Origin of the sequence: Leisingera sp. ANG59 (assembly GCF_013317235.1) — a bacterium.
In the GTDB taxonomy this organism is placed as follows: domain Bacteria; phylum Pseudomonadota; class Alphaproteobacteria; order Rhodobacterales; family Rhodobacteraceae; genus Leisingera.
Window position 1 is genome coordinate 1 of sequence record NZ_WLCM01000011.1, and the last position, 15,745, is coordinate 15,745.

Annotated in this window: 16 protein-coding genes and 1 pseudogene; 10 read left to right on the plus strand and 7 right to left on the minus strand. The window is 65.0% G+C overall.

Annotation, left to right across the window (positions count from 1 at the left end):
- The 3 genes and pseudogenes from GKC28_RS11755 to GKC28_RS11765 all read left to right on the plus strand — a co-directional run.
- Positions 1 to 584: pseudogene (locus tag GKC28_RS11755) on the plus strand (DNA polymerase III subunit gamma/tau); the annotation flags it as partial.
- The gene (locus GKC28_RS11760) at positions 581 to 958 is read left to right on the plus strand and encodes a hypothetical protein (protein ID WP_174147243.1); all 378 of its coding nucleotides are present in this window, start codon (positions 581 to 583) and stop codon (positions 956 to 958) included. The pseudogene GKC28_RS11755 and the gene GKC28_RS11760, both read left to right, overlap by 4 nt.
- A 10-nt stretch (positions 959 to 968) precedes the next feature.
- A complete protein-coding gene (locus GKC28_RS11765) occupies positions 969 to 1,313 on the plus strand; it encodes a YbaB/EbfC family nucleoid-associated protein (protein WP_019298230.1) in 345 nt (114 codons plus the stop codon).
- A 61-nt stretch (positions 1,314 to 1,374) separates the two neighbouring features.
- Here GKC28_RS11765 and GKC28_RS11770 read toward each other — a convergent pair whose 3' ends face one another.
- Positions 1,375 to 1,878: a GNAT family N-acetyltransferase gene (locus GKC28_RS11770; RefSeq protein ID WP_174147078.1), complete on the minus strand. Its 504-nt coding sequence runs from the start codon at positions 1,876 to 1,878 to the stop codon at positions 1,375 to 1,377.
- Positions 1,879 to 2,013: 135 nt separating this feature from the next.
- On the opposite strand from GKC28_RS11770, the gene recR reads away from it, so the two are divergent.
- A complete protein-coding gene (recR, locus tag GKC28_RS11775) occupies positions 2,014 to 2,613 on the plus strand; it encodes a recombination mediator RecR (protein WP_174147079.1) in 600 nt (199 codons plus the stop codon).
- 72 nt (positions 2,614 to 2,685) lie between these two features.
- Here the strand turns inward: recR and ltaE are convergent, their stop codons facing one another.
- Both ltaE and GKC28_RS11785 read right to left on the minus strand, forming a co-directional pair.
- Positions 2,686 to 3,735, minus strand: a complete 1,050-nt coding sequence (ltaE, locus tag GKC28_RS11780; protein ID WP_174147080.1) for a low-specificity L-threonine aldolase — start codon at positions 3,733 to 3,735, stop codon at positions 2,686 to 2,688.
- A complete protein-coding gene (locus tag GKC28_RS11785) occupies positions 3,732 to 4,409 on the minus strand; it encodes a hypothetical protein (protein ID WP_174147081.1) in 678 nt (225 codons plus the stop codon). Before GKC28_RS11785 ends, ltaE begins: the two co-directional genes overlap by 4 nt.
- A 140-nt stretch (positions 4,410 to 4,549) precedes the next feature.
- Between GKC28_RS11785 and GKC28_RS11790 the strand changes: the two genes are divergently transcribed.
- Complete coding sequence (locus GKC28_RS11790; RefSeq protein WP_174147082.1) at positions 4,550 to 5,437, plus strand: LysR substrate-binding domain-containing protein; 888 nt, start codon at positions 4,550 to 4,552, stop codon at positions 5,435 to 5,437.
- Positions 5,438 to 5,537: 100 nt separating this feature from the next.
- On the opposite strand, the gene GKC28_RS11795 is transcribed toward GKC28_RS11790, so the two are convergent.
- Positions 5,538 to 7,685, minus strand: a complete 2,148-nt coding sequence (locus GKC28_RS11795) for a response regulator (RefSeq protein WP_174147083.1) — start codon at positions 7,683 to 7,685, stop codon at positions 5,538 to 5,540.
- A 322-nt stretch (positions 7,686 to 8,007) separates the two neighbouring features.
- Positions 8,008 to 8,775 (minus strand): DUF1013 domain-containing protein, encoded by a 768-nt coding sequence (locus GKC28_RS11800; RefSeq protein ID WP_174147084.1) that lies wholly within the window; start codon positions 8,773 to 8,775, stop codon positions 8,008 to 8,010.
- 146 nt (positions 8,776 to 8,921) lie between these two features.
- Here GKC28_RS11800 and GKC28_RS11805 point away from each other — a divergent pair, with 146 nt between their 5' ends.
- Both GKC28_RS11805 and GKC28_RS11810 read left to right on the plus strand, forming a co-directional pair.
- Positions 8,922 to 9,569: a ribonuclease T2 gene (locus GKC28_RS11805; protein ID WP_174147085.1), complete on the plus strand. Its 648-nt coding sequence runs from the start codon at positions 8,922 to 8,924 to the stop codon at positions 9,567 to 9,569.
- 522 nt (positions 9,570 to 10,091) lie between these two features.
- Positions 10,092 to 10,949 carry a DUF2189 domain-containing protein gene (locus GKC28_RS11810; protein WP_174147086.1) on the plus strand — a complete coding sequence of 286 codons (858 nt, stop codon included), beginning with the start codon at positions 10,092 to 10,094 and terminating at the stop codon, positions 10,947 to 10,949.
- 67 nt (positions 10,950 to 11,016) lie between these two features.
- Here the strand turns inward: GKC28_RS11810 and GKC28_RS11815 are convergent, their stop codons facing one another.
- Positions 11,017 to 12,000, minus strand: coding sequence for an NAD(P)H-quinone oxidoreductase (locus GKC28_RS11815; protein ID WP_174147087.1), 984 nt, complete (start codon positions 11,998 to 12,000; stop codon positions 11,017 to 11,019).
- Positions 12,001 to 12,075: 75 nt separating this feature from the next.
- On the opposite strand from GKC28_RS11815, the gene GKC28_RS11820 reads away from it, so the two are divergent.
- Entirely contained in the window at positions 12,076 to 12,825 is a 750-nt protein-coding gene (locus tag GKC28_RS11820) for a transglycosylase domain-containing protein (RefSeq protein ID WP_174147088.1), read from the plus strand.
- 90 nt (positions 12,826 to 12,915) lie between these two features.
- On the opposite strand, the gene GKC28_RS11825 is transcribed toward GKC28_RS11820, so the two are convergent.
- Entirely contained in the window at positions 12,916 to 13,617 is a 702-nt protein-coding gene (locus GKC28_RS11825; RefSeq protein WP_174147089.1) for a COQ9 family protein, read from the minus strand.
- A gap of 119 nt (positions 13,618 to 13,736) precedes the next feature.
- Here GKC28_RS11825 and rpsU point away from each other — a divergent pair, with 119 nt between their 5' ends.
- A complete protein-coding gene (gene rpsU, locus GKC28_RS11830) occupies positions 13,737 to 13,943 on the plus strand; it encodes a 30S ribosomal protein S21 (protein ID WP_005614280.1) in 207 nt (68 codons plus the stop codon).
- A 726-nt stretch (positions 13,944 to 14,669) separates the two neighbouring features.
- Positions 14,670 to 15,698, plus strand: coding sequence for a CAP domain-containing protein (locus GKC28_RS11835; RefSeq protein ID WP_174147090.1), 1,029 nt, complete (start codon positions 14,670 to 14,672; stop codon positions 15,696 to 15,698).
- Positions 15,699 to 15,745: the final 47 nt, after the last annotated feature.

The following is a 15,745-nucleotide window of genomic DNA, read 5'->3' on the forward strand; positions in this document are numbered from 1 at the left end:
TGCCGATGCAGGGCATGGGCGCCCCGGCGCTTGGCGGCGGCGGGCCAGCTGGCACTGCCCCCCAGGGCAGCCCCGCTAGCGGCGCGCCGGTGGCCCATAGCGGCGGCGGCACGGTGGCAGCGCTGGCGCCGCAGGTCAGCTCCGCGCTGGCCCGCTACCCCAGCTTCGAACATGTGGTCGAACTGATCCGCACCAACCGCGACGTGAAACTGCTGGTCGAGGTCGAAACCGGCGTGCGCCTGGTCTCCTACCAGCCCGGGCGGATTGAATTCACCCCCTCGGCCCAGGCGCCGCGTGATCTGGCCGCACGGCTTGGCTCAGCACTGCAGAACTGGACCGGCGCCCGCTGGGTGGTCTCCATCGCGCCGGACGGTGAGGTGCCCACCATTGCCGAGATCCGCGACGCGGCTGAGAACGCTTTGCGTGAAAAAGCCACCGCGCATCCTCTGGTGCAGGCGGTTCTGGAAAGCTTCCCCAAGGCCAAGATCACCCGCATCCGCACGCCCGAGGAACTGGCCGCCGAAGTCGCCGCCGAAGCCCTGCCCGAGGTGGAAGACGAATGGGATCCGTTCGAGGACGGGTGACGGCGGGCCTGACGGCGCTCTTGCTCGCCTTGCCGGCAACCGCCTACGCCACCACTTGCTTTGCCACAGGTGAAGCACATGAAAGCGCTTGGGATGTGCTTTTGCGGCTGTCGTCCAAACCTGTTGCACTGGCCCTCTTCGCCCTTGCCGGATTCGCGCTCTACAAAAGAGAGCGCGTGCCGTTTGCAATCGCCGGCGTGCTTTGGGGCGTTCTGGCGCTCCTGATTGCCGTGGATAATCATGAGCTTTTCTTTGATGATAAGAGGGCCTTGGGCATAATCGAAGACTGCGCAGCCTCCCCCCACTTGTTCATCGGCCTCGCAATTGCGATATGTGCCGGGATGACTTACGGCGCCCTGCGCCCCCGCAATTAGGAGAAGACAGATGCTCAAAGGCCTCGGCGGTCTTGGCGACATGGCCAAGATGATGAAATCGGCACAGGAACTGCAGACTAAGATGGCGCAGATGCAGGAAGACCTGCACAACGTCATGGTGACCGGCGAGGCCGGCGCAGGCCTGGTCAAGGCAACCGCGTCTGCCAAGGGCGACCTGAAAGCCTTGGACATCGACCCGTCGATCTTCAACGGCGACGACAAGGAAGTGGTCGAGGACCTGATCCTGGCGGCGATCAAGGACGCCCAGGCCAAAGCAGCTGAAAAAGCGCAGGACGAGATGGCCAAGCTGACCGAAAGCATGGGTCTGCCCAAGGACATCAAGCTGCCGTTCTAAGAGCCGGCAAGCTGAATGCGAAAAGGCGGCCCGTCTGGTGCCGCCTTTTTCTTTGCCCGCCTCAGCCCGCCTCCAGCCGGAACTTCAGGAACCGCCGCCCGTCGTATTCCACCTCCCCGATCTGTACTGCCCCCAGCCGTTCCAGCGGCCTCAGATGCCGCCGTGTCGGCGGCAGCAGAAAGGTGACAATGGGGATGCGCGCATCCCGCCGGGCAAATTCCAGCGCCTTGCGGGCGATGGCGAGGCCAAGGCCGAAGCAGTCCGGGCGCAGCACCAGCCCGAAATCCCACTCCGCGCCTTCTTTCTGGAACCCGCCCCAGCCGAGGTAATCCTCACCGCGCAAAAACGCCCAATGGCCCAGCCCGTCGCGCTGCCAGCAGGCCTCCTTGGCCGCCACAAAATCCTTGGCCGCCGCCTCATCCCAAGCCCCTGTCAGCAGCGGCATATGCTCGGCCATCCGCGGGTCTGACATGTGGCGGGCGATCTCCTGCGGCGGAACCTCCGTCAGCCGGGCAAAGCGCAGCGGTGAGGAATTGCTTTCTTCCCGTGCCGTGCTGCCTTCCATTCCGAACCCTCCGCCATTCCAGGCAAGGCATACCCCCGGGCGCCAGAAAAACAAACCCCGAACATTTTGCCGCCCTGCCCTTGCGCTCACCTGTCCCGATCAGCCTATATGGCTGCGAAGCAAAGGGCCCAAGGCATGATCAAGAACTCCACCACCGGCATCGAAGACCTGATTGACCTGATGGCCAAGCTGCCGGGGCTGGGGCCGCGCTCGGCCCGGCGCGCGGTGCTGCATCTGATCCGCAAGCGGGCGCTGCTGCTGACGCCCTTGGCCGACGTGATGGGCGATGTGGCTGCGACAGCGCGCGAATGCCTCAACTGCGGCAATGTCGGCACCAGCGAGATCTGCCCGATCTGCACCGACGAGGTGCGCGGCAACGGCGAGCTGTGCGTGGTCGAGGATGTGGCCGACCTCTGGGCGATGGAACGCTCGGGCGTGTTCAAGGGCCGTTACCATGTGCTGGGCGGCACCCTGTCGGCGCTGGACGCGGTGGGGCCGGAGGATCTGCGCATCCCGCGGCTGGTGGACCGGGTCGCCACCGAAGGCATCAGCGAAGTCATCCTGGCGCTCAATGCCACCATCGACGGCCAGACCACCGCCCATTACATCGCCGACCAGCTGCAGGGGCAAGTGAAGCTCACCTCGCTGGCGCAGGGCGTGCCGATCGGCGGCGAGCTGGATTACCTGGACGACGGCACCATTTCCGCAGCGATGCAGGCCCGAAAGGAGATCTGACGCCGCGGCCGGGCGCAGAAAATTCTTGATAAGAATTTTGGCCGGAAAACTTAAATTTTCCGGCTTCCGCCGCTAGCCAAAGAAACTCCGAAGCCCCTGCACCGCCCGGGACAACGCTCCATCATCCACATCCTTATGCAGCACCATGCGGATGGCACCGGAACTGCCGCCACCGATCACCACGCCATCAGCCGCCAGCTGCGCCCGCAGATCATCGTTGCGTCCGTCACCCGGAGTGAAGAACACCATGTTGGTGGCCTGCGCCACCTCGCCCGCGCCTAGGCCCCGCAGCGCCCCGGCCAGTTCCGCCGCGCGCGCGTGATCCTCTGCCAGCCGTCCCGCGTTGTGCTCCAGCGCGTAAAGCCCGGCCGCCGCCAGCACGCCCGCCTGCCGCATGCCGCCGCCCAGCATCTTGCGCCAGCGCCGCGCCTTGGCGATCAGATCCGCTGGCCCGACCAGAACTGACCCCGCCGGCGTGCCCAATCCCTTGGACAGGCAGACCGACACCGTGTCGGTCAGCCCGGCCAGATCCGTTTCCGCGCACCCCAGCGCGGTGATCGCGTTGAAGAACCGCGCCCCGTCCAGATGCACGGACAGCCCTGCGGCCCGCCCGGCCTCTGCCGCTGCGGCCATATCCGCCAGCGGAACCGCCAGCCCGTTGTGGGTGTTTTCCAGCGACACCAAGCGGCTGACGGGGAAATGCGGATCATCCTCCTTTACCGCGGCCCTTATCTCAGCCGGGTCCAGCGCCCCGTCCGCGCGCACGAGCAGAGGGCACAGCGCAACGCCGCCCAGAACCGAGGCGCCGGCCGCCTCATAGGCGTTCACATGGTAGCCCTTGCCGCAGATCACTTCCTCGCCGCGCTGGCAATGCGCCAGCATGGCGGCAAAATTGCTCATCGTGCCGGTGGGCACGAACAGCGCAGCCTCCTTGCCCAGACGCTCGGCCAGCACGGCCTCCAGATGGTTCACCGAACGGTCTTCGCCATAGACATCATCGCCCAGTTCAGCCGCGGCCATTGCCTGCAGCATGCCCGCATCGGGCTGCGTCACCGTATCGCTGCGCAGATCGCAATGGGCCGCATTGCCCCCTGCCCGCGCCATGCCGGCGTATTGGTTCATTCCGTCACCTGTTCATAGGCCAGCGCCGCCACGATGTGGACGCGCCGGGTTTCGCCTCCGTTCAATGCGGTGTGATAGCCGCGGGTGTCAGTGAAATAGACAGAGCCGTCCGCTGGCAAGTGGGTGACGTGATGATTCACGATAAACAATGATCCGGGATTGGAAAGCACCGGGATATGCAGCCGTGGCTCCGGGTCGCGGTGCCAAGAGTTACAGTTGTAAAGCCCCTTGGAAAGAACCCGCGTGCGCCCGATCGGGAAGCGCTTGGCCAGCTCTGAATGCACATGCTCGAAATAGGTGCCCGCAAATTTCGGATTGAACTCGCTGAAGTCCACCTCTGGCACCAGATCCTCGCGCGGCTCCTCGACATAGCGGTCGTCGGCGCGCAGCCAGTAGCGGCCCGACAGATCATTGGCGGTCCATTCCGTCTGCCCCGGGCGCCGGGTCAGCGGCAGCGCGGCAAACCCCTGGTCCTGCATGCCGCCCATGAAATCCTCGCGGCGCAAACACTCCTCCAGCGCCTCCTGCAGCAGCTGGATGTCAAACTTCAGTTCCAGCCGCTGGATGCCCGGCCCCGGCACAAACTCCGCTACCGAGGCGGAATCGGGCATGGCTTGCATGGCCCGGGTGACGGCCTGCACATCGGCGTCCTTGATCTGCGGTACAAATGTCATGCTGCGTGCTCCCATGTTTGGCTCTGTTCACGTCGCCAGGTGTTGCATCTGAAGCCAGCATTGCAGACCGCTTCCCGCCCCAAAAGCGGCGTTTCCGCAATCCTTATTGCAAAAACTGCAACACCTGGCAGGGTGAACCCATGCGCCGCAAGATCCCGCCCATCTCCGCCCTCTTGTGTTTCGAGGCCGCCGCCCGCTCTGGCAGCTTTGCCCAGGGCGCCCGCGCCATGAACCTGTCGCAAAGCGCCTTCAGCCGCCAGATCCAGGGGCTGGAGGCGCAAACCGGCCAGACCCTCTTCAAACGTGAACGCCAGCGGGTGCAGCTGACCGGCGCCGGCGAAATGCTGCTGCAGGAGCTGGCACCGAAGCTGGAGGCGCTGGAAGCCACATTCTACCGGCTGCGCACCCGCGACAATCCCTACGGCGCGCTCAACATCGGCACCTATCCGACGCTGGGCAGCCGCTGGCTGATGCCGCGGCTTGCGGAACTTGCTCAGGCGCAGCCGCGGCTGACGGTCAACACCATCACCTACCTGGACAATGCCCAGGTGGATGCCAGCCTGGTGGATCTGGCCATCGTGCAGGGCGATCCGCCCTGGCCCGGTTTCCGTGCCGATCTCCTGATGCCGGAAACCCTGGTGGCTGTAGCGGCACCCGGCCTGCTGGAGGCACCGCTGCAGGAAGCAGTCCGCTTGCTGGACCACCCGGCACTGCAGCACACCACCCGGCCGCTCAGCTGGCAGATCTGGTTCGGCGATCTGGGTGAAACGCTGCCCGCGCAGCCCACCGGCCCGCTGTTCAGCCAGTTCGAGATGCTGATCGACGCGGTGAAATACGGCCACGGCGTGGCGATCCTGCCAGAGCTGCTGGTGCGCCGCGAACTGGACGAGGGCACCCTGATCCAGGCCCATCCGCACCGCTGCACCCCTGCCAGCGCCTATTACCTGCTGACCCCGCAGGCCAAGACGGGCACCAGCCGGATCGAACGGGTCCGGGCCTGGCTGCTGGAACAGACACCCGCCCCATAGGCACTGCCGCGCCGCGCGCCGGCGCGATGCCGGGCCCAAGGCTGCCAAGGGGCCCGCAGGGGCACCTGCAGGCGCGGGAGCCCCTGCCTGCGGGCAGCCTCTACCGGAACAGCGCCTTGTAGAGCTTTTCCTTGGTGAACGGCTTGTCCAGCACCTGCACCCCGTCCAGTTCCGGATAACCCGCTTGCGCGGCGCTGAAGGCAAAGCCGCTCATCATCACCGCGTTCAGCCCGGGCTGGACCTGCCGCAGCCGGGACAGTGTTTCCCAGCCGCCGCGCCCCGGCATGCTCATGTCGATCACCGCGCCGTCAAAAGGCCCCTGGGCCTGCAGCAGCGCCAGCGCCGCGTCATAGCCATCGGCCTTTGCGACCTCGCAGCCGCGCAGCCGCAGCAAGCCTGCGACGGCGCGGCGCACGGTGTCCTCATCATCCACCACCAGAATGCGGTGCGCCTGCCCTTTGCGCGGCGGCGCCTCAGCCGGTCCGGCGGCCTGCACTGCCGCCGCCTCGCAAACCGGAAAATAGAAGCGGAACGTGCTTCCGGCGCCCTCCCGGCTGTCAACGGCCAGCCCGCCCCGGTGGCTGCTGATGATGCCCATCACCGCCGCCAGCCCCAGGCCGCGGCCGCCGGGCTTGGTGGTGAAGAACGGATCGAAAATCCGCGCCACCGTGTCCCGCCCCATGCCGCTGCCGGTGTCGCGCACCTCCAGCATGACGCAGGGCCCCGCAGGCATCCTGCGCCCGGCCAGCAGCCGCCGCCGCGCCGCCGTGCCCAGGCTGCTGCGCCGGGTGGCCACCGTCACAGTGCCGGCTCCCGGCCCGATCGCCTCCACCGCATTCAGCACCGCCTGCATCAGCAGCTGCCCCGCCTGGGCCGGATCCATCCGCGCGGTCAACTCCCCCGTCTCCAGGTCCAGCACCACCGCCTTGCCCAGCTTGCACTCTGGTGGCACCAGCGCCAGCGTCTCGCGGACGATCCGGTTCAGATTGCAGGCCTCCGGCTGCGGCGGGACGCCGCCCCTTGCATAGCCCAGCAGCTGCCGCATCAGCCGGGCCGAATCCTGCAGCCCCGCCTTCACCGCCTGCACATCCGCCGCGGCCGGATGCGCCGCCTCCAGATGCGCCAGCGCCAGCTCGCTCTGGCCTTGCATCCCGGCCAGCAGGTTGTTGAACTCATGCGCGATGGTACCCGCCAGCAGCCCCAGGCTTTCGGCCTTGCGCCGCAGCAGCAGCGCCTGTTCCGCCTGCCGCCGCCGCCGCTCCGCCCTGCGGCGGCACAGCTCCTGCGCGGCCCGCGCGGCGCACACGCCGATCAAGCTGTTGTCCGGAAACCCCGCTGTCATCTCCCCGTCGTGCAGCAGCGCGAAATGGCCAATCATCTGCCCGTTCGCATCCTGCAGCGGCATCCCGAAATAGGAGACCAGCCCCTGCGCCCGGAACAGCTCCTGCGCCGGAAACCTCTCCTGCAACCCCTTCGGCACAAGGAACGGCTCGCCCTCGCACAGGAAGGCGCAAGGCGCGCCCACATAAGGCATCAGCCTGTCCTCGCCCGCCGCGGCATCCTGCCCGCCGTCGCAGCAGGCCAGAACCCGGAAGCGGGCGGGGCGGTCAGCCGTGCACTCGGCGATGAAGGCTTTGCGCACCCGGAAGACGCTTTGCAACTGCGCCGCCAGCTGCCGCAGGGCCGCCAGCGGCGACTGGCTGGCTGCCTCCGGTCCCCGGGCCAGCGCCGCGAGGGCCGCGGCCTCCTGCAACCGGGCAAGCTCCGCCCCCAGCCGCGGCGCAAACCGCTGCATGGCAGCGGCGGCCTCTGCCGTCAGCGCGGCCCCCGGCGGCTGCCGCCAGGCCGCCTGCACCAGTCCGGCAACCCCGCCCGCGGCATCTGTCAGGGGCACCCCCGCGTAGCCGTTGATGTTTTCTTCGATGAACATCGCGTCCTCCGGGTACAGCTGCTGCACCCGGTCCGGGAACACCTGCGGCGCGGCGCCCAGCACCACGTCCCGGCACGGCGCGCCGCGCGCGTCATATTCGAAATCCCCCAGCTGCATCCCGTCGAACCGGCTGGCCACCACCTTCAGGTGTTCCCCCTGCCTGATCCGCAATGCGCTGACGGTCACCAGATCAGCGCCGAAACCCTGCGCCAGCTGATCTGCAAATGCCTGGCAGAACCCGGCGCCGCTTGCGCCCGCCAGCTCCTCCAGATCCAAACGGCAGCTTTCCCCAAGCGCCGCGTCCCCGGATGCGTCCATAACCAATACTCCTGCCATCCCTGCACGGACCGGCCGTCCGGAGCCGGACCCCTGGCAAACTCACAAAAAACTGTCCCTCCGCGTCGCGGAGCCGCCCCTTCCCAGAGCTTTCCCCGCATCAGCCCAATTCTGCAGGCAGCCTGGAACATGGCCGCACCGCAACATCATGCTGCGCGAACCACCGGCGCGCAGTCAACATCTTGTGTGATTGAGACTCAATTCTAACAGAAAAAGCCGCAAACCCGGAGCATCGGATCTGCGGCTTTTTAGGGATTTTCCGCTTGCCGGACGGGCCGGCTGGCCTAGGCCGGACAGGCCCGGATCAGAAGCGGCTGTCCTCGTCGTCGTCCTCGTCATCGCCGCCCGCGGGCAGGTTGAAGAAGCTGTCGGCGTCCAGAACGTCCTCTTCCTTCTTCTCTTCGTCGTCATTCAGGCCGCCGCCCAGGGTGAAGGTCTCCAGGCCCTCGATCGCGGTCGGGATCTTCGGCTCCGCTTCCATCTCCAGCGACTGCTCGGTGGAGACCAGCTTGCGGCGCTCGTCGTCGCTCATCACGCCGCCTTCGGCCGCCTTCTTGGCCGCTGCCTTCTGCACTGCGGCGTCCAGCTCGGACTGTTTGCACAGGCCCAGCGCCACCGGGTCGATCGGCTGCATGTTGGCGATGTTCCAGTGGGTGCGCTCGCGGATCGACTGGATGGTCGGCTTGGTGGTGCCCACCAGCTTGGCGATCTGGCCGTCCGACAGTTCCGGGTGGAACTTGACCAGCCACAGGATCGAGTTCGGACGGTCCTGACGCTTGCTGAGCGGGGTGTAGCGCGGGCCGCGGCGCTTTTCCTCGCCGGCCGCAGCCGGGTTGAACTTGAGCTTCAGCTTGTGCAGCGGGTTGCTCTGCGCCTTGTCGATCTCGTCCTGGGTCAGCTGGTTGTTGGCGACCGGGTCAAAGCCCTTGACGCCCACTGCCACCTCGCCGTCGGCGATGCCCTGGATCTCCAGCTCGTGCATGCCCACGAAATCGGCGATCTGCTTGAAGCTGATCGTGGTATTGTCCACCAGCCACACGGCGGTTGCCTTGGCCATCAACGGTTTTGCCATGTGCTCATCTCCTTAAAACACCTTTGATCCCCGGATACATCTCTCCCGCCGCCTGAAATGGCGTCCCCGGCGATCCGGGGCAGGTTTCCGTTGTCGGGGAACTTCCGCCCTATATAGTCGGCATCGCTGCATAAGGAAAGAGGCCAATGCGCAAGTTGTTCACAGGTGTTTTTGCCGCTGTTCTGACCCTGCTGCCGGTGCTTGCCGCGGCGGACGGCGAACCTGCCGGCGACTTCGACTATTACGTGCTGTCGCTCAGCTGGTCGCCGAACTGGTGCGCGCAGGAGGGCGACGCCCGGGGCGCGGACCAATGCGACGCGCGCCATGACCACGGCTGGACACTGCATGGCCTCTGGCCCCAGTACCACCGCGGCTGGCCCAGCTACTGCCGCACCGCGGAGGCCCCGCCGAGCCGCGCCATGAGCCGGGACATGGCCGACATCATGGGCAGCGCTGGTCTCGCCTGGCACCAGTGGAAGAAACACGGCACCTGTTCCGGCCTCAGCGCCCGGGACTATTACGCCGCCATGCGCGCGGCCTACACTCGCGTCACCCGCCCCGCCGCCTTCCGCAGGCTGGACAAGCCAGTGACCCTGCCCGCCTCAGTCGTCGAACAGGCGTTTCTGCAGGAGAACCCCGACCTCACGCGTGACAGCCTGACCATCACCTGCCGCGACGGCGCCATCCAGGAGGCCCGCATCTGCCTGTCCAAGGCACTGGAGCCGGTGCCCTGCGGGCGGGACGTGATCAGGGACTGCACACTGAAGAACGCTCGTTTTGCTCCGATACGTTAACAGGCTGAACCCGGCCGCAATAACCTGCGTGGCGGTAAACGGCGTGCTGCCATGGCTGCTGAGCGCGGGTACCACATCGTTTTCACACTCTCCGCAGCGGCAGGTGGCCTATTGGCTTTCCGTTATCCTGCTTTTCACACTGAATGAAGGTGCGGCCCGCTATTGGCCGCAAATGCGCCGGGCGTTCTGGACATGCTCGGCTCTGAACCTCGCCGCAATACCTTTTGGCGCAATTGCCTTGGTCACGTTTCTCCCCAACCTTCCCAGAACCATCCGCTACCTGGCATATCTGCTCAGCAGCTAGCGCCCTCTTCATCTGGCAAAAAATATCCCCGCGCAGATGCCCGGCACGCGGCGGGCGCCTGCGCTTGCGGGCCTGGAAACCGCCTCTTCCCCGTCGCCCGGCGGTAAATAGCCTGTGAAGCAGACTTTTCCGCGTTTCGTGCTACACTAATACCACGTGCCGCGCCCGGCCCTGCCTGAACGGCACTTCCGTTTTGGTCAGCGAGAAGGAGGAAGCGCATGGCAAAAACAATCGGTAACCCGCTCAGCTGGCTTCTGCAGGGTGCAGAGACCACCGGGCACCATATCAGCGAAACAGTCAGTGAAATGGGCAGCGACGGCGTCAAGGAACTGCCCAAGGCGCGCAAGCTGAACATGGACGACATCATCCATTCTTTGGCCGCGGGCCTGGAGGATTTCGCCGCCTGCCGCAGCGACGCCATGTTCCTGGTGCTGTTCTATCCGATCATCGGCATCGCACTTGTGGTGATGAGCCTGTCGATGAACCTGCTGCCCCTGATCGTGCCGATGATCATGGGCTTTGCCATCCTCGGCCCCGTCGCCGCAGTCGGGCTTTATGAGATGTCCAAGCGCCGCGAGGCCGGGATGGAGCCCCGCTGGGTGGATGCCTTCGGGGTCATCCGCTCGCCGTCCTTTGGCGCCATTCTGGTGCTGGGGCTGTATCTGGCGGCGCTGTTCATCGTCTGGCTGGTGGCGGCCGACATGATCTACAGCCGCACGCTGGGGCCGGAACCGCCTGAATCGATCATCAGCTTCGCAACAGCCGTGGTGACCACCCGCGAAGGATGGATCATGGCAATTGCCGGCGGCGCAGTGGGGGCAGTCTTCGCCTTTGCCGCCCTGGCGATGAGCCTGGTGTCCTTCCCGCTGCTGCTGCACCGCCATGTGGGCCTGCCGGTGGCGGTGGCCACCTCGATCAAAGTGCTGCGCAAGAACCCGGTCATCTGCATGACCTGGGGCGTGATTGTCGGCGTGTCGCTGGTGGTCGGATCAATCCCCTTCCTGGCCGGGCTGATTATCGTGGTGCCGGTGCTGGGGCATGCGACCTGGCACCTTTACCGGCGCGCAGTGGACTAGACCAGTCCTCCGAACCTTCGAAGGGCCGGCAGGCATGCCGGCCCTTCGACGTGAGGCTATACTGCTGTCAGCCCACCTTGAGAACGATCTTGCCGATATGGCCGGAGCTTTCCATCCGGGCGTGCGCCGCGGCTGCCTCCTCCAGCGCAAACTCGCTGTCCATCACCGGCCCTACCTTGCCCGCCTCGATCAAGGGCCAGACCGCCTCGCGCAGGTCCCGGGCGATCTGCGCCTTGGCCAGATCGCTCTGCGGACGCAGGGTCGACCCGGTCAGCGTCAGCCGCTTGACCATCATCAGGGCAAAGTTCAGCTCCACCTTCGGCCCTTGCAGAAAGGCGATCTGCACCAGCCGCCCGTCCTCGGCCATCGCTTTGACGTTGCGCGGGATGTAATCGCCGCCGACCATGTCCAGCACCAGATCGGCGCCGCCCTCGTCCCGCAGCACCTTGACGAAATCCTCGTCGCGGTAGTTGATCGCCCGCTCCGCGCCCAGGTCCTGGCAGGCCTGGCATTTGTCATCCGATCCGGCGGTCGCAAACACCCGCGCCCCGAACGCCTTGGCCAGCTGGATCGCGGTGGTGCCGATGCCCGACGAGCCGCCGTGCACCAGGAACCGCTCCCCGGCCTTCAAGCCCCCGCGGGTGAAAACGTTGGACCAGACAGTAAAGAAGGTCTCCGGCAGGCAGGCCGCCTGTTTCAGGTCCAGCCCGGCAGGCACCGGCAGGCAATGCGCCGCCGGGGTCGCCACGTACTCCGCATAGCCGCCGCCCGGCAGCAGCGCGCAGACCTGGTCGCCCGCCGCAATACCGCTGACGCCTGCGCCCACGGCCACCACCTCGCCCGAGGCTTCCAGCCCCGGCAGGTCGCTGGCGCCCTTGGGCGGATCATAGGCACCGGCGCGCTGCAGCGCATCGGGGCGGTTCACACCGGCATAGGCCACCTTGATCACCACCTCGCCGTGGCCCGGCTGCGGCACCGGGCGCTGCGTCAGCTGCAGCACCTCCGGCCCGCCGGGTTTGCTGATCTCCACCGCGCGCATCATCTCTGTCATCGGAATATGTCCTCCTGATCCTTGCCACCTGCCTAGCATCCGGAAAGGGGGGCGCAAACAGCAAAGGCGCCGCAGTTGGCGCAGTTTGCGGACCTTCAAGATTACCCGCAAACAAAAGTTGGCGAATTGGCTCGCAGACAACTTTCATTGTCATTAGCCTGGAACGTGACAAGCCAGACAGGTTTTCTTATGCGCCTTTTCACTTACTTGATTTCCACTGTTTTCATCGCGCTAAGTCTTGCAACATCTGCCAAGAGCGACACCAGTGAGCCGACGCTTCCAAGTGTTGAGCAAATACGGAAGTACTATCAGGAAAATGCACGCCAGTGGCCCAGGATCCCAGATCCCATTTTGCAGGCTTTTGTGGCAGCGGAGGATCGCAATTTCTTTGAAAAGCAGCCCCAATTTTCGACCATAACCCGGCAAATTGGAAACTGGCATCTGCCGCCACGGTCAGGAAAACTGCAAAAAATAGCCCTATCTTTTGTGATTAGCGACACTCTCTCGCATGAAGAAATCCTGAACTGGTACGTGAACAAGATTTTTCTCGGGCAATCTTGCTTTGGCGTTGCAGATGCCGCCACGGCGTACTTCGGCAAATCTGTTGGCGAACTGAAACTTGAAGAGGCCGCCTATCTCGCGGGCTTACCCAAGGCTCCCGTAGCATTTCATCCAGTTAGATCGCGTGACCGTGCAATTGAGCGCAGAAATTTCGTGCTTTCAGAAATGTTCAAAGCAAAATTCATTTCCGAGGATGAAGCCGGCCGGGCTATCCAGACAAACTTGAGAGTAAGCGAACCACTAATACGGTGCGAACTTGAGTAGTAGCAGGCATTCGTCCCTGGAGCAGCGTTACGCACCTTAGCACACTGTTTCTACGTAAGCGGCATAGGCAACTGCTTTGGCCTGGCCCCCTCAGCGCCGCGGATCAACTGACCCCGGCAGATCATCGCGCCCTTTCGGCGGCTTGATCTGCTCGGCCAGCCAGTTCGGCCCCACCAGCAGAGGTTTCAGCAGCGGGTTCTTCTGCAATCCGGCTTTCAGCTTCTCGAAGTCCATCACATTATCGATGCGCCGGTCCAGGAAATCCCAAGTCGCCTGATGCTCCAGGCTGTCGTCGCCCAGCCAGTACAGAACGGTGGCAGAATAGACGCCGGCCAGCGACGCGCGCTTGGTGTACCAGTTCAGATCGTCGGAGCCGTCGCCCAGCGTGTCCCAGATCAGGTCGCAGGTGTTCCAGATCGCCTTGACGCCGTCGCCGGCATATTGCGGCAGCGCCAGCAGCGTGGTGCCGCGGCGCACCGCTTCCTTGTCCTCGACCGCTTGCAGCCGGAACCGCACCGCCGCCGCCACCTTGTCGCGGAACCGCATGCCTGACAGATCCTCCGCCTGCAGCCGCTCCAGCATCAGCGAATCGCCGCGGGCGTGAAATGCCAGCGCCAGATCGACGCCGCCGCGCGGGCAGACCGCATGGGCCAGCACCTCCGGCACATCCGCGTCATGGCAGGCGGCGCGGAACGTCACCTCCGACCAGCCGTCAAACGGCACATGCATCAAGGCCGCATCCAGCAGCTTTTCCTTGATGTCCTCCTGCGCGTGATCGTGGCTTTCACTCATCTCACCCTCCCGCTTTCAGCGTGCTGACACACTACTAGACAAAATTTGCGTGCTTTGCTATACGGCCACCTCCTGCAACTTCCTTGCAACTCAAAACTTAGAAAGGTGGTGAATACCACATGCAGGTTAGTGTTCGCGACAACAACGTCGATCAGGCGCTTCGTGCCCTGAAGAAAAAGCTGCAGCGTGAAGGCGTCTTCCGCGAAATGAAGCTCAAGCAACATTTCGAAAAGCCGTCCGAGAAAAAAGCGCGCGAGAAAGCTGAAGCGATCCGCCGTGCCCGTAAACTGGCACGCAAGAAAGCCCAGCGCGAAGGTCTGCTCTAAGCACACCTTGCTCTCCAGCTTTGGACAGCACTACGGCCGGTCCCCGGACTTGCCGGAACAAACGATCAGACGACCCCCGCGGCCCCGCCCGGGGGTTTGTCATTTGAGGGCCCGTTCGGCTGATCCGGCAGCACAGCAGTCTGTCTACCCCTTAAGGCTTAAGGCGCACACGTAAAAATATCAAATTGATCACAAATTCATCTTTAGGGTGTATTTCCCTGCCACCTTCTGCTACAAGGGGCACACGGCAGGGCAGATCAGTTGCGTTTCCCTAACCATTGCCCCGCCGGCCGGGCCTGGAACACCCGGTTCTCCGAAACCCTGAGCAGGCGGCGCTTCCCCCCATTACCGGCGCCGGTCTTGGTCCCTGCAAACAAGGCTCGTCTTTCAGGGTTTCCAATTATTCCGGACGCTGCCAGTTTCCCCCCGGCAGCGTCCGGTCCGTTTCCCGCCCCCTTCTCCGCGCGGCCGCTGCCCGCACCGCCCGAACCCGGCCAGCCGCCCGGGCCGGCGGCAGGCGGCAGAAATCAGCCGCGGCGGCCAAAGCGGCACGGCCTGGCAGGCGCAGGGCTCAAACACGCGAAAATCCGCGTACCCGCGGCCCGGTCCCGGGCAGAGCTTTGCCGGTAACCGCACCGGCGCGCGGCTGCCCTTTTTGCGCCGTTGAAATTCGTTAACCGATCGGGGCACCGCCGCACAGCCGGCTCACTCACGGAGCAGTTTACGATGTCACAGGCAAGCGATCTCGAGCGGCAGATGCTCGAGCTGATCAACGCAGAGCGCACGTCGCGCGGGCTCAATCCGGTGCAGCTGGAGCTGCGCCTCAACGATTCCGCCGAGGATCACAGCGAATGGATGCTGCAGCAGGATGTGTTTTCCCACACCGGCGCCGGCGGCTCCAGCGCAGGCGACCGGATGGAGGACGCAGGCTTTGTCTTTTCCGGCAGCTGGACCTGGGCAGAGAACATCGGCTGGCAAAGCGAACGCGGCGCCCCCGGCCTGGCTGACGACGTCATCGACCTTCACAACGCGCTGATGAACAGCCCCGGCCACCGCGCCAACATCCTGAACGCCAATGTCGAGGTGATCGGCATCGGCATCGAGCAGGGCAACTTCAACGGCTGGGACGCGGTGATGGTAACCCAGAACTTCGCCCGCACCAGCGCGCCGCTGCAGCTCGACACCGACGGCTCAGACGGCTCCGGCAATGGCGCCACAGCCGGCGATGACACCCTGATCCTGAGCAGCGCAGGCAGCCTGGACGGGCTGGCGGGCAATGACACTCTGACCGGCAGCAGCGGCGGTGACCGCCTCAGCGGCGATGACGGCCGCGACAAGCTGCTGGGCAAGGCCGGCAAGGACGGGCTGAACGGCGGATCGGGCAACGACATCCTGCGCGGCAACGGCGGCGCGGACGACCTGAACGGCGGCAGCGGCAATGACAAGCTGTTCGGCGGCTATGGCAAAGACACCCTGGACGGCGGCAGCGGCAACGACAGGCTGGCCGGCAAGGCCGGCGGCGATATCTTCGTGTTCAGCAGCGGCGGCGACACCGTCACCGACTTCAATCCGAATGCCAGCGGCGAGCGCATCGACCTGAGCGCAGCCACCGGCATCAGCAGTTACAGCGACCTGATGAGCAATCACTCCCGCGAGACCGCAAACGGCCTGCTGATCACCGACGACGACGGCGACAGCATGCTGCTGGCAGGCATTACCGAACAGCAGCTTCAGTCAGCCGATTTCCTGTTCTGACTTCCCCACCGGGCAAACAGCAAAGGGGTGTGCCGCGGCGCGCCCAT